Below are 19,117 nucleotides of genomic sequence, written 5' to 3'. Positions count from 1 at the left end.
CTACCTCGGCACCTGCGACGGCGACATGGAGAAGGGCAACCTGCGCGCCGACGTGAACGTCTCGGTCTGCCGCCCCGGAGACTACGAGAAGTTCCGCGAGACCGGCGACTTCAAGCATCTGGGCACGCGCTGCGAGATCAAGAACGTCAACTCGTTCCGCTTCATCCAGCAGGCCATCGAGTACGAAGCCCGTCGCCAGATCGAGATCCTCGAGGACGGCGGCAAGATCGACCAGGAGACCCGCCTGTTCGACACCGTGAAGGGCGAGACGCGCTCCATGCGCTCCAAGGAGGAGGCGCACGACTATCGCTACTTCCCCGACCCGGACCTTCTGCCCCTGGTCCTGGACCCGGCTTGGGTGAAGACGATCGAGGCGACGCTGCCGGAACTGCCGGACGCCAAGAAGGCGCGGCTGCAATCGCAGTACGGACTGACCGCCTACGACGCTCAAGTACTGATCACCGAACAGGCCCGGGCCGACTTCTACGAAGCGGCAGTGAAGGGGCGTGACCCGAAACTGACCGCCAACTGGGTGACCAACGACCTCGCTGCGCGCCTGACCGCCGGCGGCCTCGATATCGAGGACAGCCCGATCAAGCCGGCCGGGATCGCCGAACTGGTCCAACTCATCGAGGAAGGTGTGATCTCCTCCAAGATCGCTAAGGACGTCTTCGAGCGGATGTGGGCCGGGGAGGGGACCGCCTCGGAGGTCGTCGAGAAGGCCGGCCTGCGCCAGGTCTCCGACACCGGCGCTCTGGAGGCGATCATCGACGCCCTGATTGCCGGCAACCCCGGCAAGGCCGCCGCGGTGAAGGACAAGCCTCAGGCCATCGGTTGGTTCGTCGGGCAGGTGATGAAGGAGACCGGCGGCAAGGCCAACCCGGGGGCGGTGAACCAGCTGCTGCGCAGCAAGCTGGGCGTGGCGTAGGGGCCCTAGTCCGGGATGACGTCGAAGACGCGCCCGTCACCCACGGAAACCAGGGCGTAGCCGCCGTTCACCCGAACCCAGGCGTAGCCGCGCGGCGGCGGGCGCAGGCGGAGTCGCTGGTAGTCGTCGACCACACCGCCGCGATAGCTGTCTGGAAGGTACCCGCCACGGCGCGCCGGCCGCGCATCCGGCGGAGCGTAGGGGCCGTCCTCGAAGCGGCGGCGTCCGCTGTCGCGGCGGTCGTACTCTTCGCGCAATGCGCGGCGGCCCTGACCCGGGGCTTCGAGGCGGCGCTCGGCGCCCCGGCCCTGGTCCCAGCGACGATCGTCGCCTCGCCGCTCTGGCCCGCGTGCCTGGGGCGCGCGCCGGTCAGGTCCGCGCCGCTCTGCGCCGCGATCGGGCGGGCCGCGGCCACGGGCCTGCTGGCCGCCGCGATCGTTGTCGCGCGCCATAGCCAACTCGCCCGCCGGCAAGGTGGCCGCGAGCGTGGCGATCGCCGCGCATATGAGGGACAGACGCTTCATTCGGCCTCATTCTGGCAGTCCACGCCTGAATTGTCGCTGAACAGACTTGGCAGGCTCGCGCGCGACGATTGAGTAAACTTCGCTCTGGTCGACCTTTCGCTCGCCGAAGCTTTGGCTGCGGCAGGACGTCTCACCTTCGAATCCTGTCGTTTTGACAACGGCGTCCTTAACCATCCGTTCAACCTAAGCTTGGTTTGGTGGTGTCGTAGGCCGGTGATTGGCGCGGAGAACCCGGGTCGGCCGGCAAGCAATAGGGACCAAGACCATGCTGGCGAGCATCGACATGAAGTCTGATGGCCTGCCGCTGCCGACTCCGGGCGCGACGGGCGACGAGTTGTTTCGAATGGGCCTGCTTTACTCGACGGGCCAGGGCGGCGCGCCGCTCGACTATGTTTCGGCCCACATGCTCTTCAACCTGGCCGCGATGCGTGGCTCGGTCGAAGCCAAGGTCTACCGCAAGGAAATCTCCGAGGAGATGGCTTCGGAAGATGTGGCCGAGGCCCAACGCCAAGCGCGGCAATGGCTCGCGCAAGGCTGACAAAGGCCTGCTAACCGCTATCCTTCGCGGCGGGTCGTCTGGCCCGCCCTGGGGAGTCCATCTTGGCGGCGTTCACGCCTCTGTTGCGAAGCGTGAGGACCCGCCGGGCCCTCTTTGTGATCCTGGCCATCCTAGCGTTGGCCGTCGTGGGGCGCGTCCTGCTGCCGTCCCGTCCGGCGCCGTCGGCGCCGCCGAACCGGGCGCCCACCGCCGCAGCCCCGCTTACATATGACGCCGCCCTCGAGCGCGCCACCGAGCAGGTCGAGGGGGCGCAACAGGTGGCGCAGTCCCAAGCGAACGACTGGCTTCCCCTTGAGCGGCTCGCGCTGGCCTGGATGGCCAAGGCCCGCCTGACCGGCGACTTCTACGACTACGCCCAGGCCCAAGCCGCCCTGGACCGCAGCTTCGCCCGCGCTCGGCAGGACACTGGCCCGCACCTCACCCAGGCCAGCCTCGATCTCAGCCTGCACCGCCTGGCCCGCGCTCAGGCCATGCTGAAGGCGCTCGGCGGCTATGCCGTGCCGCCCGACGCCGGTGAGGCGGCTGAGATCGCCGGCATGACCGGCGATATCGCCTTCTACCGCGGCGCCTACGACCGAGCGTGGAAGCTTTACGGCGGCGACGACAAGGCCGCAGCGCCCGGCGCCTTCCGCCGCGCGGTGTTCCTGGGCCACACAGGCAAGATCGACGCGGCGCTGGCGGCGTTGAACGATGCCGAGCGAGGCCTGGATTTTCCGGTTGCCCAGACCCTGGCCGGTCTCGAACTGCAGCGTGGAGCCCTGGAGTTGCGGCGTGGCGACCGCACCCGCGCCACCGCCCACTTCGCGAAGGCCGAGCGACTGTTCCCGGGATATTGGCTTGCCGAAGCCCACAGCGCCCAGATGCTGGCGCTGGCCGGTCGCCGCCCCGAGGCGATCGCCCGCATGGTCGCCATCGCCCAGCGCAGCGGCGCGCCCGAGGTGATGGACGCCCTGGCCGCGCTCTATCGCGCCGAGGGTGACTACAACCTCTCCAAGACCTGGTCCGATCGAGCCGGCGCGATCTGGATGCGGCGCGTGGCCGAAATCCCCGAGGCGGCCTGGGGGCACGCCATCGAGCACGAGCTGGCCTTTGGGGACCCGGCCCAGGCTCTGGAGTTCGCCCGCAAGGACTACGCCGCCCGGCCCTATGGCCCGGCGGTCGTCGGACTGGCCTGGGCCGAGATCGCCGCCGGCCGTCCAGCCGAGGCGCTGCGCGTACTGCAAGCCCTGGACGCGGGCCCCTACGTGTCCGCCGACCGGCACGTGGCGGCCGCCCAGGCCTACCTGCTGCTGGGTCAGGACGCAGCCGCGGAAGCGGAGCGCAAGAAGGCGTTGGCGCTCAATCCGCACAGCCTGGACCGCGACTCCGGCCTGATCTGGTTCGGCCACTGATGCGCTGGCTGATCATGGCGCTGGCAATGCTGCTGGTGACGGCCTGGCCCGCGGCCGCGCACCTGACGCCCAACTCGGAGGTTCGCCTGGACTTCGCGGGGCGGGACGTCACCGCCGAGATCGTCGTGCCGCTGGGCGAGCTGGGCTACGCCATGGGCCGGCCGATCTCCCCGCGACCGGGTCCCGCGCCGCCGGGCCTCGACCGCTACCTGATGCAGCGCCTGGCGGTCCGCGCGCCCGATGGGCGTCCCTGGGCGCTCGAGCTGCGCGAATTGCGGATCTCGCCCGACGCCGGGGGGCCGGACCTAGTGGCCCAGGTGGGGATGCGCCCGCCGCCCGGCGCCCCGCTGCGGCGCTTCGACTTCTCTTATGGCGTGGTCATCGACCAGGTGCGCAACCACTTCGTCATGGTGATGGTGCGCAACGACTACGCCGGCGGACAGCTCTCAGAGCAGCCACAGCTCCTGGGGGCGCTACAGGGCGGGGCGCGGACGCTCGCGGTCAACCGCGGGCCCGGCAGCGCCTGGCGCGGCTTCGCCTCTGCCGTCGGCCTGGGCATGCGCCACATCGCCGAAGGCCATGACCACCTGCTGTTCCTGTTGGCGCTGCTGCTGCCGGCGCCTTTGCTCGCCCGCGAGCGGCGCTGGCGCGACCACGCGGGGGTGAGCACGACCTTTCGCCGGCTGGCGGGCGTGGTCAGCGCCTTCACCCTTGGGCACTCCCTGACCCTGATCGGCGGGGCCTTCCTGGGCTGGCGGTTGCCCGCGCAACCCGTCGAGGTGCTGATCGCAGTCTCGATCCTGGTCTCGGCCATCCACGCGGCCCGTCCGCTGTTCCCTGGGCGCGAGCCACTGGTCGCACTGGGCTTCGGCCTGGTCCATGGCCTGGCCTTCGCCACCCTCATTGCCCACTTCGACCTGGAGCCCTGGCGCAAGGCCCAGGCGATCCTGGGCTTCAACCTGGGCATCGAGTTGGTCCAGTTGGCCGTCGTCGCCGCGGTCATGCCCCCGCTGGCCATCCTCGCCCACACCCGCAGCTATCCCGCCGTGCGCACCGCCGCGGCGGCGTTCTGTGGGGTCGCCGCCCTGGCCTGGATGGCGGAACGGGTGCTGGGCGTGGAGAACGTGATCGGCCGGGGCATCGATGCCGCGCTCGCCCACGGGCTGTGGCTGTTCGGCCTGCTGATCTTCGGCACGGCGCTGGCCGTCCTCGCCGACCGGCGGGGCAGGGCGTCACAGGCCTAGGGCCGTGGAGAGAGTGGCGGTGACGCAGGGATTCGAACCCTGGATACGCTTTCACGTATGACGATTTAGCAAACCGTTGCCTTCAGCCACTCGGCCACGTCACCAGCCCGCAGGTGCAGAGTGCGCCCGCGGAAGCGGCGGTTCTTAGCGGACGACGCGGCGTCTGCCTAGCCGGTCGGAGGCCATGCGTCAGACGGTCCGACCTCCGATGGCGAACCGGGCGATGCATCGCGATGCATCGCGGCGCACGCCGCAGCAACTGCCGCGATCGCCGGCGCCGACGTACACCGAGACCGCAGCCGCACAGCTGCGCCAGGAATTCGTAGCGTGAAGTACCTTCGTCCATTGTTCAGCTCCCTCGCGTCGCTTGTGCGGCTGGAGAGAGGCAGGTCGCACCGCCGCAGGTCGCGTCAGATCCCCCAGTGGGCCCACCGCATGGCTCGCGCCCAGGCCCGCGCGCGCTAGACTAGGGCGCCGCAGCGTCCGCCTGGACAGGGACCGGCGGCTCGACGCACCTTCTGGCGCATGGAACTGATCCTGGTGCGCCACGGGCTGCCCGAGCGCAGAGAAGACACCTCCGACCCGCCGCTGTCCAATGTGGGCCACGATCAGGCCCGCAGGGTCGCCGCCTGGCTGGCCGCGGAGCCGATCGATGCGGCCTACGCCTCGACCATGCTGCGGGCGCGGCAGACGGCCGAGCCTTTCGCCGCCCAGGCCGGCCACAGCCTCACCTGCCACGACGGCATCTGCGAGTTCGACCGCAACTCTGGGACCTACGTCCCGATGGAGGTGCTGAAGCGGGAGAACTACGACGCGTGGCTGCGGTTCGCGCAAGGCGGCCACGGGGCCGACATCAGGCCCTTTTCCGCCACGGTCGTCGAGACCCTAGAGGCCTTGATCGAGGCCCATCCAGGCCAGCGCGTGGCCGTGTTCTGCCATGGTGGCGTGATCAACGTCTGGACCGCCCACGTCCTGGGCATGGCGCCGCGCCTGTTCTTCGAGCCGGACTACACCTCGATCCATCGCTTCATGTGCGCCCGCTCGGGCCAGCGCAACGTGCTCAGCCTGAACGAACGGGCCCATCTGCGCAGCTGAGCGCGCGACGGCTGACGGATTGCGCTTGGATGACGCGGCGGCGAGGATGCGACGCTGGCGCATGCAGAGCTACGATCTCATCATTATCGGCGGCGGCATTGGCGGTTCGGCGCTGGCGATCGTCATGGCCCGCGCCGGACGCTCGGTGCTGCTACTCGAACAGTCGGACGCCTATCAGGACCGCGTGCGCGGGGAGTGGATCTCGCCGTGGGGCGTGGACGAGGTGCGCCGCCTGGGCCTCTACGACCTGCTGGTCGAGGCCGGCGGCCACCACCTGACGCGCCACGTCACCTACGACGTGGAACGCGACCCAGTCGCAGCGGAGGCTGAGGCCCTGCCGCTGGGCATGTTCCGCGAAGGCGTGCCGGGACCGCTCTGCCTGGGTCACCCGCACCACTGCCAGACGCTGTTCGACGCTGCGCTGGCGGCCGGCGCGGAGGGCCTGCGCGGCGTCCAGGTCCACGAGGCGGTCGGTGGCGCGGAGCCCAGGGTGAGGTTCGAGCACGATGGCCGGAGCCGCGAGGCCACCGCGCGCCTGCTGATCGGCGCCGACGGCCGCACCTCGCAGGTGCGCGAGACTGCCGGGATCACGCTGCACCAGGACGCCCCGCATCACTGGTTCGGCGGCCTGCTGGTCGAGGGGGTGGAAGGCTGGCCCGAGGACCTCCAGGCCATCGGCACCGAGGGCGACTTCGGCTTCCTGGCCTTCCCGCAAGGGGGCGGCAAGGTCCGCGTCTACGGCGGCTACGCATTGGACCAGGCCCGGCGGTTCAAGGGCGACGACGGTCCGCGCCGGTTCCTGGACGCCTTCGAGTTCTCGTCCAGTCCCGCCAACCGCCAGCTGGTCGCCGGACGTCCGGCCGGTCCGCTGTTCAGCTACATCAACGCCGATGCCTGGACCGACGAGCCGTTTGCGGAGGGCGTGGTGCTGGTCGGCGACGCCGCGGGGTGGAACGATCCGATCATCGGCCTGGGCCTGTCCATCACCTATCGCGACGTGCGCATCGTCTCGGACATCCTCCTGGCCTCCGACGACTGGTCGAGCGCCGCCTTCGCCCCCTACGCCGAGGAGCGGGCCGAGCGGATGCGCAGGCTGCGCTTCACCGGCCAGCTGGTGGCCGCCATCGACATGGAGTTCGACGAGGCCGCTCGCGCGCGGCGCAACAGCTTCCATGCCCGGGCCGCCGCCGATCCGAACCTGCGGATGCACACCTTCGCGGTGATGGCCGGGCCGGAGGCGCTGCCGCCGGAGGTGTTCACCGAGGCCTATCGCGCCCGGGTGCTGGAGGGATGACGATGGACCTCGCCGACTTCAACGCCCGCTGGCTCAAGGCCTGGTCCGACAAGGACGTGCCGCGGCTCTGCGCCTTCTACGCCGACGACTGCGTCTACAAGGATCCGCAGACCGCCGCCGGGATCACCGGCCAGGCCGCGCTCAGCGCCTATCTGACCGGCCTCTTCGCCGCCATGCCCCCCACGATCTACACCCCAGAGGAGATCTGGCCGATCGAGGGCGGCTACTGCGGCCGCTGGTACGCTGCAATGGGCGAGGGCGGATCCGCCGGTCGCATGCGCGGCTTCGATCTTGTCATCCTCAAGGGCGACCGCATCGCACTGAACGAGGTCTATGTCCACCAGATGCCGGCATGACGCCCGACATCCGCAGGCCCGGCGACATCGACACGGCCTGGCTCACGGCCGTGCTGCAGGCTGGCGGAGTCGACGCCGTGGTGGGGTCCTTCACCGCGGCCAACGTCGGGTCCGGCCAGATCGGCGAGAGCATCCGCTTCAAGCTGACTTATGCCCGCGACGCGGATGACGCGCCGCGCTCGATCGTGGGCAAATTCCCCTCGCCAGACGAGGAAAGCCGCCGCACGGGCGTGGTGCTGGGCAACTATGTCCGCGAGGTCCGGTTCTACCAGCACCTGGCCGCCGGGGCCTTGGTCGCCACCCCGCGCTGCTATTTCACCGAGGCCGACGACGCCACGGGTGAGTTCGTCCTGATGATGGCCGACCTCGCGCCCGCTGAGCAGGGCGACCAGCTCAAGGGCGTCACCCTTGAGCAGGCGCGCCTGGTGATGGAGCAGGCGGCGCGCCTGCACGCCTCGCACTGGGCCGACGATGGCCTGGAAGTGTTGCCGTGGGTGTCGGGCACGAAGGCAGCGCCGCCCAGCGCGGCGAGCCCCGATGCGATAAGGTCGCTGTGGCAGGGCTTCCGCGAACGCTACGCAGAGCGCCTGAAGCCGCACTGGGTCGAGGTGGGGGAGGCGCTCACCACCAGCTGGGAGGCCTATACCCGCCTGCACGACGGGCCCCGCTGCCTCACCCACAACGACTTCCGCCCCGACAACATGATGTTCGGCACGGCCGCTGGCGGGGCGCCCTGCACCGTCCTGGACTGGCAGTCGTTCTCGTACGCGGCTGGCGCCACCGACGTCGCCTATTTCCTCGCGGGCGCGCTGACCCCCGAAGCCCGCCGCGCGGCCGAGCCGGAACTCCTGGGCCTCTATCACCGCACGCTGACGAGCCTTGGGGTCACCGGCTACTCGGCGGCTGACCTGAAACGCCACTACGCGCACGGGGCCTTCTCGCTGTTCATGACCGCCTTCTTCGCCTCGATGATCGTGATCCGCACCCCCCGGGGCGACGACATGTTCATGCAGATGCTGGGCTCGGCCGTCGACCACATCGCCGACCACGACGCGCTAAGCCGCCTGCGCTGAGACGCTGGCGTCAATTTGACTTACATGTGTAGATTTGATCTGACTTACAATTGTAAGTCGGAGTCGTCATGCGATCTGCTCCCGGCCTGTTCATCGCGCCACGCCACCCGTTCAGCCGCATACCGCGCTGGGCCTGGATCGCCTTTATCGCGGCAGTCACGGCGTCGTCGGCTTGGTACCTGACCAGCAACTACCGCAAGGCGCTCGCCCAGCGCGTGGCGGACGCCAAGGCCTGGGCCATCGAGGGGCCGCCGTGCCCGCGGATCACGGCGGCGCAGTTCCTCTGGGTCCACAGGCAGCCGCCGCGCCGGTTCGAGTTCGAGGGCGTGGTGTTCTTCCGCCGGTATGGCCACGTGGAGTGCGCGGCGATCCGGGACCGGGGCGGGCGCGGCGATCGCCGCCATGCCGTCTGCCAGTTCACCAGTCCCGGCGACCTACTGATCCGCACGCCCGCGGGAGAATGGTCGTTCCGTCCCGGTCCCGGCCAGCCGGCCACCGTGTCGACCGCCCGTTCGCCGCCGAACTGCGTGATGAACTCGAACTTCCGCCTGAACCCGCGCTAGCGGGCGCAGCAGTCCTGCACCGGCGGCTCGGCCTTCGGCAGGGGCGCCTCGGCGCCGCCGGCGCCGCCGAGCGGCCTGCGGGAGGTGACGAAGTGGTCCTCGTCCGGCGGACCGAAGCGGCCGGGCTTCGCACGGGGACGGGATAGTTGGCTCTTCAGGCGCGCCAGCAGGTCCTCGAGACTCTCGTGCGAGCCCGTCAGATCCTGGCGAAAACTGCGCTCTGTCATGACGCCGCGTTATACGCCTACAGGGCCTACAATTCCACCCCGTGGCCCGTCACAGCTTGTAACGGCGCTCACGAAATCGAGAACAGGGACGGAGATCCAAAGGTGAAGCTTTACAACTCGATCGGCCCGAATCCGCGCGTGGTGAACATGTTCCTCGCCGAGAAAAGCATTGAGCTCGACAAGGTCAACGTCGACCTGCGCGGGGGCGAGAACCGTCGCGAGCCGTACCTCAGCGTCAACCCGGCCGGCCAGACCCCGGCGCTGGAGCTGGACAGCGGAGCGTTCGTCACCGAGATCACCGCCATCTGCGAGTACCTCGAGGAGAAGCAGCCGACACCGGCGCTGATCGGGACGACGCCGGACGAGCGGGGCGAGACGCGCATGTGGACGCGCCGCGTCGACCTGAAGATCTGCGAACCGATGGCCAACGGCTTCCGGTTCGGGGAGGGCCTGGGCATGTTCAAGGATCGCCTCCGCTGCCTGCCCGAGGCGTCGCCCGGCCTGAAGCTCGTGGCTCAGGATGGCGTGGAGTGGCTGGATCAGCGCCTGACCGGCCCCTGGATCGCCGGAAACCGCTTCACCCTGGCCGACATCCTGCTCTTCTGCTTCCTCGATTTCGGCGGCCAGGTCGGCCAGCCGATGGACCCGAAGTTCAAGAACGTCGGCGCCTGGTTCGAACGCGTGAAGGCGCGGCCGTCAGCGGCGGCGAGCGCCTGACTTCCTTTCCCGCGCTTTGCGCGGGAGAGGGGGACCGCCCGCCGAGCGCAGCGAAGAGCGGGTGGTGGAGAGGGTAAGCCACCTCTCCGGCGCCTAAGACAGCCCGGTCGACCCACCGCTCTAGAGGCTTGCCCTTTCTACCGCTCGCTCTTCGGCGAGCGGTCCCCTTTCCCGCAAGCGGGAAAGGAAGAAGGGACTACCCCACCTTCCTGTCGCGGCCTTCCCAGTAGGGCTTGCGCAGCTCGCGCCGCAGCACCTTGCCCGACGGGTTGCGGGGGAGGGCGTCGATGAAGTCCACCGATTTGGGCGCCTTGTAGCCGGCGATCCGCTCGCGGGCGTAGGCGATGATGTCGGCCGGGTTGGGCTGCGCGCCCGGCGCCGCCACCACGATGGCCTTGACGGACTCTCCCCAGCGGTCGTCCGGCACTCCGATCACCGCCGCGTCCGCCACGCCGGGACAGCCCAGGATCGCGTTCTCCACCTCAGCCGGATAGACGTTCTCTCCGCCCGAGACGATCATGTCCTTCACCCGGTCGTGGACGAAGAAGAAGCCGTCGGTGTCCATGAAGCCGGCGTCCCCGGTACGGAGCCAGCCATCGGGCCGTATGGTCTCGGCCGTGGCCTCCGGGCGGTTCCAGTAGCCCGCCATGACGATCGGCCCGCGGATTTCGATCTCGCCGATCTCGCCCACAGCAGCCTCGTTGCCGTCGTCATCGGCGATGCGGGTTTCCAGCGTCGGCCAGGGCCGCCCGCAGGAGCGCATCAGCGCGCCGCGGTGCTCGCTCGGCGCAAGGGTCGTTCCAGCCCCGGTGGTCTCGGTCATCCCGTAGAACTGGACGAAGCCGCAGCCGAAGGTATCCGTCGCCTTGGCCAGCACCGCCTCGGAGATGGGCGAAGCGCCGTAGCTGACGGTCTTCAGGCTGGAGAAGTCGGTCGTCTCCACCCCAGGCGTCTGCAGCAGGGTGTTGATCATCACGGGCGCCAGGAAGGTGTGGGCCACATGTTCGGCGGCGATGGTCTCCAGCACCTTGGCCGGAACGAACTCGGCCTGCAGGACGATCCGCCCGCCGGCGGCGAGGCCTGCGAAGCTGATGTTGGTCCCTGCGACGTGGAACATCGGCATGAGGATCAACACCGTGTCGTCCGCCCGATAGTCGAAGCCTTCGACGATGGTGCGCAGGGTGAGGAAGGCGCTGTAGTTGGCGTTCGACAGCCGCACGCCCTTCGGCAGCCCCGTGGTGCCCGAGGTGTAGAGCTGCAACACGTCATCGTCGGCCTGCGGCCGTGTCAGATCCGGCGCTCCGCCGACGTCGCGCAAGGCGGCGTAATCGTCGAAGGTCGGATGCCCGCCGCCAACGGCGATCACCCGCACCGGCCGCCCGGCATGCTCGGCCACCGTAACCGCGCACTCGTAGAACTCAGGCGTCACGAAGAAGACGTTCGCTGCAGAATCCTTGAGGATGAAGGCGATCTCGGGGACCGCCAGCCGCGAGTTGATCGGCGCGAAGCAGGCTCTCGCCTTGGCGACGCCGAAGAAGATCTCGTACCAGGCCTCCGACGGCCGCCCCAGCCACGCCACCCGGTCGCCGGGTGCGACCTTGAGCTCCTGCAGGAACGCCGCCACCTGGTCGGACCGTCGGTCGAGCTCCGCATAGGTCAGATTGCGGCCCTCGAAGGCCACCGCCACCTTGTCCCCGCGCGCGCGGCCATGGACCCGCGGAATGTCGATGAGAATCTGGATCGTATCGTCGCTCATGCCGGCCTTCGGTTTCCTCGTGCAGGCTGGTTGCCCGTCTACGGCCTTGCTAGCCGAACCAGCGACGCCCGCCAAATGCGACGTTGGGCTACCGCCGCGCCCGTCTGCCTGGTTGCGGCATAGCGCGGCATCGCCGTGCGGTCGCGCGACGCTAGGGTGGCCTGGGGACTGTCGGGATATATCGCGATGTCGAACGTATGCGGGACGGGAACGCTCGATCGCGCGCTTGCACGGATGTTCCGCATTCTCGAGGCGCGGCCCGTGCCCGAGCACGTCCGGCGGACTCTGGATCAGCTTGCCGCTAGGCCGTGCCCATCACCTGCGCGGACTCCAGGGCCATGACGTCGCTGGCGTCCTCGGCGTCCATGATCTTTAGCAGGCGTGCCCGTGCGCGATTCACCCGGCTCTTGATGGTGCCCAGCGCACAGCCGCAGATCTGCGCCGCTTCCTCATAGGATAGCCCCGCCGCGCCCACGAGGATCAGCGCCTCCCGGTGCTCGGCGGGCAGCTGCTGCAGGGCCGACTGCAGGGCGCGCATGGCCACCGTCCATTCCTGGGTCGGGGGCGAGGTCAGAGTGTCGGCGTACTCGCCCGTTTCATCGCGCACCTCTCGGCGACGGCGCAGGACATTGGTGTAGTAGGTGTTGCGCAGGATGGTGAACAACCACGCGCGCAGGTTGGTGCCGGGCTCGAACTTGTCGCGGTTGGTCCAGGCCTTGATCAGGGTGTCCTGAACCAGGTCGTCGGCGTCCGAGCCGTTGTGGCTCAGGGACCAGGCAAACGCACGAAGGGCGGGGATCAGGCCCACGACCTCGTCGCGCCAACTCGACACCGCGTTCATTGCGTCCCCTAGAGACCCCGGTCGCCTGACCGGTCACGCGCCTTCCACCAGCGGAGGTTGAACGCGGCCCCAGGGGGTCTGTTCCTGTGCCAAACCCCGGGACTCCTAGAATTTGCGAAAGCTTCGCAGCCATGATCACGTCCGCTCTCCGCCAGCATTTTCCGGCTCGATGCAGCCGGCTAGCGCCAAGCGCGTTGTGGCCCGATCAGAACGCCACCATGTAGGGCGCCGGAGACGATCGCCGGTCCGCGGCCGATGAGGAAAAGTGTATGCGCGAAACCGAACGACCCGCTGCGCCTGTGCAAAGCGCCAACCGGGCCGCCCGGCCGGAAGCCCTGGTCCGCTACCAGACGTTGAGGCGCGCGACGGAAGCGTTGACCCGCTCGCTGACGCCGGAGGACATGGCCGCGCAGTCCATGCCGGACGCCAGCCCCGCCAAGTGGCATCTGGCCCACACCACCTGGTTCTTCGAGACCTTCATGCTGGTCCCGAACCTGGCGGGCTATCGCCTCTTCGATTCTAAGTTCGGTTACCTGTTCAATTCCTACTACGAGGCCATCGGCCCGAGGCAGCCGCGCCCGGCCCGAGGCCTGATCACGCGGCCGTCCGCCGCCGACGTCCTGGCCTATCGCGCCCATGTCGACGCCGGCATGGCGCGCCTGCTGGCGGACGGCGCCGGCGAACACGCGGACCTGCTCGACCTGGGCCTCGCGCACGAGGAACAGCATCAGGAGCTGCTCCTGATGGACATCCTCCACCTCTTCGCGCAGTCGCCGCTGGCGCCGGCCTTTGCACCGCCCCGGCTGGCCTCCGGGCGGGCGACCACGCCGCTGGGCTACGTCGCCTTCCAGGGCGGGCTTGTGGAAATCGGTCAAGCGACGGAGGGCGGCTTCGCCTTCGACAACGAAGGCCCGCGCCACCGGGTCTGGCTGCAGCCGTTCCGCCTGGCCGACCGGCTGGTGACCAACGGCGAATGGCTGGCCTTCATGGCGGACGGCGGCTATTCGCGTCCCGAACTCTGGCTCTCGGAGGGCTGGGCGCTGGTGCGCGCCGAAGATTGGCAGGCGCCCATCTACTGGCGTCAGGCAGACGACGGCTGGCGGGTCATGGGCCTGCACGGCCTTCGCCCTCTGGAGCCTAGCGCCCCGGTCAGCCACCTCAGCTACTACGAGGCCGACGCCTATGCCGCCTGGGCCGGGGCGCGCCTGCCCACTGAGGCCGAGTGGGAGCACGCCGCCGCCTCCGTGCCGCTGCACGGCGAATTCCTGGCCACAGGCGGCCTGGCCGCCCAGCCGGCGCCGCCCGGTCAGGGCCTGCGCCAGATGTTCGGCGACCTCTGGGAGTGGACCCGCAGCGCCTATCTGCCGTACCCCGGCTTCAGGCCCGCCAGCGGCGCGGTCGGCGAGTACAACGGCAAGTTCATGTCCGGCCAGTTCGTCCTGAAGGGCGGGGCCTGCGTCACGCCAAGCGGCCACGTGCGGGCCAGCTACCGCAACTTCTTCCAGCCCCACCAGCGCTGGATGTTCTCAGGCCTGCGCCTGGCGCTCGACGGCGCCGGCGGGGAGACGACCGAGATGTCCGACTTCGAGGCCGACGTGGTCGCAGGCCTGTCGCGGCCGCAGAAGCAGATCCCGCCCAAGCACTTCTACGACACCGAGGGCTCGGCCCTGTTCGAGGCGATCACCGAACTGCCGGAATACTACCCGACCCGCACCGAGATCGCTCTGCTGCGCGACGCGGCGGCCGAGATCGCGACCCATATCCCCGACGGGGCGGCCCTGGTGGAGTTCGGGTCCGGCGCCAGCACCAAGACCCGCATCGTCCTCGACGCCGCGCCGCAGCTGGCGGTCTATGCCCCCATCGACATCAGCGCCTCGGCCCTGGAGGGCGCGGCCAGCGCGATCCGGGCCGACTACCCGGACCTGACCGTGGCCCCGCTGCGCGACGACTTCACCAACGCGCTACGCCTGCCGCCGGAGACGCAGGGCCGCCCCGTCGTCGGCTTCTTTCCCGGCTCCACCATCGGCAACTTCACGCCTCATGAGGCCCGCGCCTTCCTGGTCGGCGCGCGGCGGCTTCTGGGCGAGGGTTCGGCGTTCCTGGTGGGAATGGACCTTGTGAAGGACGAGGCCACGCTGGTGGCGGCCTATGACGACGCCCAGGGCGTCACCGCGGCCTTCAACAAGAACCTGCTGGCGCGGATCAACCGCGAACTCGGCGGCGACTTCGACCTGACCGCCTTCGCGCACCGCGCGGTCTGGAACGCCGCTGACAGCCGCATCGAGATGCATCTGGTCAGCCTGAAGCACCAGACCGTGCACGTGGCCGGTCGCGCCTTCCAGTTCGCCATGGGCGAAACCCTGCACACGGAGAACTCGCACAAGTTCACCCTGGAGGGGATGGCCGCTCTGGCGGCCTCGGCCGGCTGGCGGGTCGAGCGGGAATGGGCGAGCGCGCAGCCGGCCTTCGGGATGGTGCTGCTGAGGGCTTCCTGAGGCGGGCAGGCGGCCCGCAGGGCGTAAGCGCTCGCCACAGGCCTGCGAGGTCCGCCCAGCTCCGAGCGGTGCGTGTGTTCTTTTGGGGATTGGACCCCGGCGCCTGCGGCGTCTTCAGGGTCGCCGGAGATGGCGCTCGTGTCCGTCGCCTTCAGGGACAAGGCTGACCGGGGGCGCTCCCGTCCGAGCGCGCCCCCGACAGACGTCAGTTATCGAGTATCAGCTTTCGCGACCGCGCGTGCGGCCGCCGCCCCGAGAGGCTTCGCCGCCCTTGCGGCCGGCCTGGGCGGCGAGGTCGCGGTCCTTGGCGAAGCTGCGTTTCTCGCTCGGGACACTGGCGCCGCCCTTGCGGGCGATCTCACGGCGACGTTCAGGGTTCATAGCGGCGAAGCCGCGTCGGGCGCGGGGCTTGCCGGTTTCCACGGTCGTCATGGATTTGGACTCCTCGGGGGCTGATCGGGGGAGGTTTTGCGGGGTGTCACCGGCCAGGCCGTCCGCCTTAACTTTGCCCGACGTGGCGCGCGCGGCGCTACGGTTTGCGGGGAGATCTGGGGCTTGGGGTTTGATCGGCTGACTCATGACACTTCGCTGGGCTTGCGGTCTGGCTAACCCGTGAGGCCAGCCAAGGTTGCAGCCCGCCGGGTGCGTTTATTCCCGCCGCAGGGCTTCGATGGGGTCCAGCCGGGCCGCGCGCCACGACGGGTAGGCGCCGAAGACCAGGCCGACCATCACCGAAAAGCCCAGGGCGAGAGGCCCGGCCCAGGCGGGCACCGCCGCCGGCCAATTCCCCAGTTTGGCGATGGCGAACGCCCCTAGCACCCCGATCGCCAGCCCGATCAGGCCGCCCACCAGGCTGAGGGCGATCGACTCCAGGGCGAACTGGATGAGGATATGGCTGCGCTTGGCGCCTACCGCCATCCGAAGGCCGATCTCCCGCGTCCGCTCGGTCACCGCGACCAGCATGATGTTCATGATGCCGACGCCCCCCACCACCAGCGACACCCCCGCAACCGCCGCGAGCAGCACCGTGAAGGTCCCCACCGCCGCCTGGCTGGCCGCCAGGATCGAGGCCATGTTCTGGGTCTGGAAGTCGTCGTCCTCGCCTTGGCGGATCTTGTGCTGCTCCCGCAGGAGGTTGATGACGTCCTCCTGCACGCGGTCGAGCGACTCCTCGTCGGCGGCCTTCACATAGATGGTCTGCACCGAGTCACCGCGGCTGCGGCGGCCGACGATCCGCGAACGCACGGCGCTGAGGGGGGCCAGCACCACGTCGTCCTGGTCCTGGCCGAAGCCGGCCTGGCCCTTGGATTCCAGCACCCCGATCACCTCGAACGGCACCGAGCGGACGCGGATGCGGCGGCCCACCGGATCGGCCCCGCCGAACAGCTCCTTCACCACCGTCGGCCCGACCACCGCCACCTTGCGCCCCTGACGGGCTTCGCGGTCGTCGAACATGCGGCCCTGGACGACCTTCAGGTCGCGGGCGATGAGGTACTCGGGCGTCACGCCCTGGATCTGGGTGTTCCAGTTGGCGCCCTCCGAGGCCAGCTGCGCCTGGCCGCGTACGAGCGGCGCCACGGCGATCACATCCTCCACCTGCTTGCGGATCGCGTCCGCGTCGCCGTCGCGAAGCGAGATACCACCCCCCGCGGCCTGGGAGACGGGGCCGCGCTGGAAGTTCGGCATGATGATGATCAGGTTCGAGCCGAGGCCTGAGATCGCCTCGGTCACGCGCTTTGACGCTCCGAGGCCGATGGAGGTCATCATCACCACCGCCGCGACGCCGATCACCACGCCCAGCGAGGTCAGCACGCTGCGCATCGGGTGCGCGATGATGGCGCCAAGGGCGAAGCGGACCAGCTCGAAGGACTTCATGCGCCGGCCTCGGCGCCCGCCGGCGTCCGGCGGTCGTCGGAGACGATGTGCCCGTCGCGGAACGACACCCGCCGATGCGCCTCGTTGGCGACGTCCGGGTCGTGGGTGACGATCGCCAGGGTCAAGCCGTCGCGGTTCAGCTCATGAAACAGCTTCAGCACCTCTTCGCCGGTGTGAGTGTCGAGCGCCCCTGTCGGCTCGTCGGCGAGCAGCAGGTCGGGCTTGTTGGCCAGGGAACGGGCGATCGCCACCCGTTGCTGCTGTCCGCCTGAGAGTTGGGTGGGCTTGTGGCCCATGCGCGCGCCAAGCCCGACGCGTTCGAGGAGTTCCGAAGCCCGCGCCCGACGCTCGCTTGCCCCCAGGCCGGCGTAGACCATCGGCAGCTCGACGTTCTGCAGGGCCGTGAGGCGCGGCAGGAGCTGGAAGGACTGGAACACGAAGCCGATCCGGCGGCGACGGAAGTCGGCGAGCTGATCGTCCGTGAACGACCCCACCTCCTCGCCTTCGAAGCTGTAGACGCCCGAGGTCGGGCGATCGAGGCCGCCCAGGATGTTCATCAGCGTCGACTTGCCCGAACCCGACGGCCCGATCACCGCCACGTATTCGCCGCGGCTGATCCCAAGCGTGATCCCGGCCAGCGCCGAGACCTCTTCGTCGCCCATGATGTAGACCTTCTTCAGGTCCCTGATCTCGATCATCGACCCTCGGCCTACATCCGAACCGCGACGCCGCCGCGACCGCCGCCGCCGGGCGGGCCGCCGAGGGTGGGCTTCGGCCGCGGACCGCCGCCGACGATGACCTGGGCGCCCGGCTTCAGCTCCCGGCTGACGATCTGGGTCGAAGCGCCGTCCGTGGCGCCGATCCGCACGGCGACCGGCTTGGGTTTGCCATCCTTGTCGAGGACATAGACCGTGCCGCCACGCATGCCGGCTGTAGCGCCGCGGCCTTCGGTCATGGTGGCGCGAAGGGCCGCCAGTCGGGCCCGCTGGTCGGGCCGCAGCACCGGTTCGAGCTTGGCGAACGCCTCGTTGGTGACCTTGGTCATGGCCTCGCGGACCTTGCGGCGATCACCGCCGGCCGAGGCGACCGCCGCCGCCCGCTTGGCGGGCATCTCCGCCGCGATCGGATCCCAGGCCGCCTTCTGGCGGGCGTCCAGGTCCAGCTGCTGGATGATCTGCGCAGCGCCGCCGCCGCGCCGGCCGCCCCCGCCGGCCTGGCGCCGGCCGCCGCCGAACCCGGGAGGCGCGCCCACCGCCAGGGGGCCGCCGCCGCTGCGGCTGGTGCTGGTCGCCGGCGGGGTCCAGCGCAGCGCCGCCGAGGGGACCTTCATGACGTTGCGATGGGTTTCCAGTACGATGTCGGCGTTGGCGGTCATGCCGGGAAGCAGCTTGCGATCGGGGTTGTCGGCCTGCGCGATGACCGTATAGGCGACCACGTTCTGCTCGGTGGTGGGCTGCTTGCGCACTTGGGTGACCACCCCCCGGAAGGTGTCCTCCGGGAACGCGTCGACTGTAAAGCGCACTGCCTGGCCATCCTGCACGCTGCCGATGTCGGCCTCGTCGACGCTGATCTTCACCTCCACCTTCGAGAGGTCCTGGGCGATGGTGAACAGCACCGGCGCCTGCAGGCTGGCGGCCACGGTCTGGCCGGGCTCCACCTTGCGGTCGACGACGACGCCATCGATGGGAGAGGAGATGGTGGTGCGGCCGAGGTCGGTGCGCTGGATGCGTAGCGCGGCCTGGCTCTGGTTCACCCGCGCGCGCGCCGCGGCCACGCTGGCCTGGGCCGTCCGCATGGCGGCTGTCGCCTGGTCCAGCACGCTGGGCGAGGACCAGCCGCCGTCCACCAGCGTCTTCTTGCGGCTGTAGTCGGCCTGGGCGTTGGCGGCGGTCGCCTCGGCCTGGCGCACGGCGGCGACTCCCGCGGCGATGTCGGCCTGGCTCTGGGCGACGCGGGACTGGAAGGTCGAGGGGTCGAGGATCGCCAGCACCTGCCCCGCGCGCACCTCGTCGTTGAAGTCGGCCAACACCTTGGTGACCTGTCCGGAGATCTGCGAACCGACGTCCACGGTGATCAGCGCCTGCATGGTGCCCGACGCGGAGATCGTGCGGGTGATGTCGCCCTGCTCGATGGTCCCGAAGCGGTATGGGTCCTTCTCCGGCTTCGGCCTCAGCTGCCA

At 69.6% G+C, this 19,117-nt stretch carries 19 protein-coding genes and 1 tRNA gene; 11 read left to right on the top strand and 9 right to left on the bottom strand.

The window, feature by feature from the left end:
- On the top strand, positions 1-928 hold a 928-nt coding region (locus tag QZV94_RS12600), incomplete at its 5' end, for an Asp-tRNA(Asn)/Glu-tRNA(Gln) amidotransferase subunit GatB (RefSeq protein WP_293678237.1).
- Positions 929-933: 5 nt separating this feature from the next.
- Here the strand turns inward: QZV94_RS12600 and QZV94_RS12595 are convergent.
- A complete protein-coding gene (locus QZV94_RS12595) occupies positions 934-1,452 on the bottom strand; it encodes an RcnB family protein (protein ID WP_293678236.1) in 519 nt (172 codons plus the stop codon).
- 265 nt (positions 1,453-1,717) lie between these two features.
- Between QZV94_RS12595 and QZV94_RS12590 the strand changes: the two genes are divergently transcribed.
- The 3 genes from QZV94_RS12590 (at position 1,718) to QZV94_RS12580 (ending at position 4,646) form a co-directional block, all read left to right on the top strand.
- Positions 1,718-1,990 carry a sel1 repeat family protein gene (locus tag QZV94_RS12590; RefSeq protein ID WP_293678235.1) on the top strand — a complete coding sequence of 91 codons (273 nt, stop codon included), beginning with the start codon at positions 1,718-1,720 and terminating at the stop codon, positions 1,988-1,990.
- Positions 1,991-2,082: 92 nt separating this feature from the next.
- On the top strand, positions 2,083-3,402 hold the full coding sequence (locus QZV94_RS12585; RefSeq protein WP_293678234.1) for a hypothetical protein: 1,320 nt from the start codon (positions 2,083-2,085) through the stop codon (positions 3,400-3,402).
- Entirely contained in the window at positions 3,402-4,646 is a 1,245-nt protein-coding gene (locus QZV94_RS12580; protein ID WP_293678233.1) for a HupE/UreJ family protein, read from the top strand. The genes QZV94_RS12585 and QZV94_RS12580 overlap by 1 nt, the downstream gene beginning before the upstream one ends.
- Positions 4,647-4,660: 14 nt before the next feature.
- Here the strand turns inward: QZV94_RS12580 and QZV94_RS12575 are convergent.
- Positions 4,661-4,750 (bottom strand) — tRNA-Ser (locus tag QZV94_RS12575).
- 421 nt (positions 4,751-5,171) lie between these two features.
- On the opposite strand from QZV94_RS12575, the gene QZV94_RS12570 reads away from it, so the two are divergent.
- From QZV94_RS12570 to QZV94_RS12550, 5 genes are all read left to right on the top strand, one after another.
- Positions 5,172-5,741, top strand: coding sequence for a histidine phosphatase family protein (locus tag QZV94_RS12570; RefSeq protein ID WP_293678232.1), 570 nt, complete (start codon positions 5,172-5,174; stop codon positions 5,739-5,741).
- A 61-nt stretch (positions 5,742-5,802) separates the two neighbouring features.
- Positions 5,803-7,035: an FAD-dependent monooxygenase gene (locus QZV94_RS12565; protein WP_293678231.1), complete on the top strand. Its 1,233-nt coding sequence runs from the start codon at positions 5,803-5,805 to the stop codon at positions 7,033-7,035.
- 2 nt (positions 7,036-7,037) lie between these two features.
- Complete coding sequence (locus tag QZV94_RS12560; protein ID WP_293678230.1) at positions 7,038-7,391, top strand: nuclear transport factor 2 family protein; 354 nt, start codon at positions 7,038-7,040, stop codon at positions 7,389-7,391.
- Complete coding sequence (locus QZV94_RS12555) at positions 7,388-8,464, top strand: phosphotransferase (RefSeq protein ID WP_293678229.1); 1,077 nt, start codon at positions 7,388-7,390, stop codon at positions 8,462-8,464. Before QZV94_RS12560 ends, QZV94_RS12555 begins: the two co-directional genes overlap by 4 nt.
- Before the next feature lie 68 nt (positions 8,465-8,532).
- Positions 8,533-9,027: a hypothetical protein gene (locus QZV94_RS12550; protein ID WP_293678228.1), complete on the top strand. Its 495-nt coding sequence runs from the start codon at positions 8,533-8,535 to the stop codon at positions 9,025-9,027.
- Here QZV94_RS12550 and QZV94_RS12545 read toward each other — a convergent pair.
- Positions 9,024-9,254, bottom strand: a complete 231-nt coding sequence (locus tag QZV94_RS12545; RefSeq protein WP_293678227.1) for a hypothetical protein — start codon at positions 9,252-9,254, stop codon at positions 9,024-9,026. The genes QZV94_RS12550 and QZV94_RS12545 overlap by 4 nt on opposite strands.
- A gap of 102 nt (positions 9,255-9,356) precedes the next feature.
- Between QZV94_RS12545 and QZV94_RS12540 the strand changes: the two genes are divergently transcribed.
- Positions 9,357-9,971 (top strand): glutathione S-transferase, encoded by a 615-nt coding sequence (locus tag QZV94_RS12540; protein WP_293678226.1) that lies wholly within the window; start codon positions 9,357-9,359, stop codon positions 9,969-9,971.
- 196 nt (positions 9,972-10,167) lie between these two features.
- Here the strand turns inward: QZV94_RS12540 and QZV94_RS12535 are convergent, their stop codons facing one another.
- Both QZV94_RS12535 and QZV94_RS12530 read right to left on the bottom strand, forming a co-directional pair.
- Positions 10,168-11,727, bottom strand: a complete 1,560-nt coding sequence (locus tag QZV94_RS12535; protein ID WP_293678225.1) for a long-chain-fatty-acid--CoA ligase — start codon at positions 11,725-11,727, stop codon at positions 10,168-10,170.
- 301 nt (positions 11,728-12,028) lie between these two features.
- Positions 12,029-12,568, bottom strand: a complete 540-nt coding sequence (locus QZV94_RS12530; RefSeq protein WP_293678224.1) for a sigma-70 family RNA polymerase sigma factor — start codon at positions 12,566-12,568, stop codon at positions 12,029-12,031.
- A gap of 269 nt (positions 12,569-12,837) precedes the next feature.
- Here QZV94_RS12530 and egtB point away from each other — a divergent pair, with 269 nt between their 5' ends.
- Positions 12,838-15,063 (top strand): ergothioneine biosynthesis protein EgtB, encoded by a 2,226-nt coding sequence (gene egtB, locus QZV94_RS12525; protein ID WP_293678223.1) that lies wholly within the window; start codon positions 12,838-12,840, stop codon positions 15,061-15,063.
- A gap of 219 nt (positions 15,064-15,282) precedes the next feature.
- Here the strand turns inward: egtB and QZV94_RS12520 are convergent, their stop codons facing one another.
- The 4 genes from QZV94_RS12520 to QZV94_RS12505 all read right to left on the bottom strand — a co-directional run.
- Positions 15,283-15,495: a general stress protein gene (locus QZV94_RS12520; protein WP_293678222.1), complete on the bottom strand. Its 213-nt coding sequence runs from the start codon at positions 15,493-15,495 to the stop codon at positions 15,283-15,285.
- Positions 15,496-15,711: 216 nt separating this feature from the next.
- Positions 15,712-16,938: an ABC transporter permease gene (locus tag QZV94_RS12515; RefSeq protein ID WP_293678221.1), complete on the bottom strand. Its 1,227-nt coding sequence runs from the start codon at positions 16,936-16,938 to the stop codon at positions 15,712-15,714.
- Positions 16,935-17,636: an ABC transporter ATP-binding protein gene (locus QZV94_RS12510; protein ID WP_293678220.1), complete on the bottom strand. Its 702-nt coding sequence runs from the start codon at positions 17,634-17,636 to the stop codon at positions 16,935-16,937. The genes QZV94_RS12515 and QZV94_RS12510 overlap by 4 nt, the downstream gene beginning before the upstream one ends.
- Positions 17,637-17,647: 11 nt before the next feature.
- Positions 17,648-19,117 (bottom strand): efflux RND transporter periplasmic adaptor subunit (locus QZV94_RS12505; RefSeq protein ID WP_293678219.1); only part of this gene is annotated, 1,470 nt, incomplete at its 5' end.

It is taken from the genome of uncultured Phenylobacterium sp. (assembly GCF_902826855.1).
Lineage (GTDB): Bacteria > Pseudomonadota > Alphaproteobacteria > Caulobacterales > Caulobacteraceae > Phenylobacterium.
Note: the sequence above shows the minus strand (reverse complement) of the source record. Positions and strands in the feature narration are given on the sequence as shown.

Bases quoted from the DNA above. Each gene is read 5' to 3' on its own strand.
- QZV94_RS12595 (WP_293678236.1), bottom strand. From the start codon at position 1,452: ATGAAGCGTCTGTCCCTCATATGCGCGGCGATCGCCACGCTCGCGGCC.
- QZV94_RS12590 (WP_293678235.1), top strand. From the start codon at position 1,718: ATGCTGGCGAGCATCGACATGAAGTCTGATGGCCTGCCGCTGCCGACT.
- QZV94_RS12580 (WP_293678233.1), top strand. From the start codon at position 3,402: ATGCGCTGGCTGATCATGGCGCTGGCAATGCTGCTGGTGACGGCCTGG.
- QZV94_RS12570 (WP_293678232.1), top strand. From the start codon at position 5,172: ATGGAACTGATCCTGGTGCGCCACGGGCTGCCCGAGCGCAGAGAAGAC.
- QZV94_RS12565 (WP_293678231.1), top strand. From the start codon at position 5,803: ATGCAGAGCTACGATCTCATCATTATCGGCGGCGGCATTGGCGGTTCG.
- QZV94_RS12560 (WP_293678230.1), top strand. From the start codon at position 7,038: ATGGACCTCGCCGACTTCAACGCCCGCTGGCTCAAGGCCTGGTCCGAC.
- QZV94_RS12555 (WP_293678229.1), top strand. From the start codon at position 7,388: ATGACGCCCGACATCCGCAGGCCCGGCGACATCGACACGGCCTGGCTC.
- QZV94_RS12550 (WP_293678228.1), top strand. From the start codon at position 8,533: ATGCGATCTGCTCCCGGCCTGTTCATCGCGCCACGCCACCCGTTCAGC.
- QZV94_RS12545 (WP_293678227.1), bottom strand. From the start codon at position 9,254: ATGACAGAGCGCAGTTTTCGCCAGGATCTGACGGGCTCGCACGAGAGT.
- QZV94_RS12535 (WP_293678225.1), bottom strand. From the start codon at position 11,727: ATGAGCGACGATACGATCCAGATTCTCATCGACATTCCGCGGGTCCAT.
- QZV94_RS12530 (WP_293678224.1), bottom strand. From the start codon at position 12,568: ATGAACGCGGTGTCGAGTTGGCGCGACGAGGTCGTGGGCCTGATCCCC.
- egtB (WP_293678223.1), top strand. From the start codon at position 12,838: ATGCGCGAAACCGAACGACCCGCTGCGCCTGTGCAAAGCGCCAACCGG.
- QZV94_RS12520 (WP_293678222.1), bottom strand. From the start codon at position 15,495: ATGACGACCGTGGAAACCGGCAAGCCCCGCGCCCGACGCGGCTTCGCC.
- QZV94_RS12515 (WP_293678221.1), bottom strand. From the start codon at position 16,938: ATGAAGTCCTTCGAGCTGGTCCGCTTCGCCCTTGGCGCCATCATCGCG.
- QZV94_RS12510 (WP_293678220.1), bottom strand. From the start codon at position 17,636: ATGATCGAGATCAGGGACCTGAAGAAGGTCTACATCATGGGCGACGAA.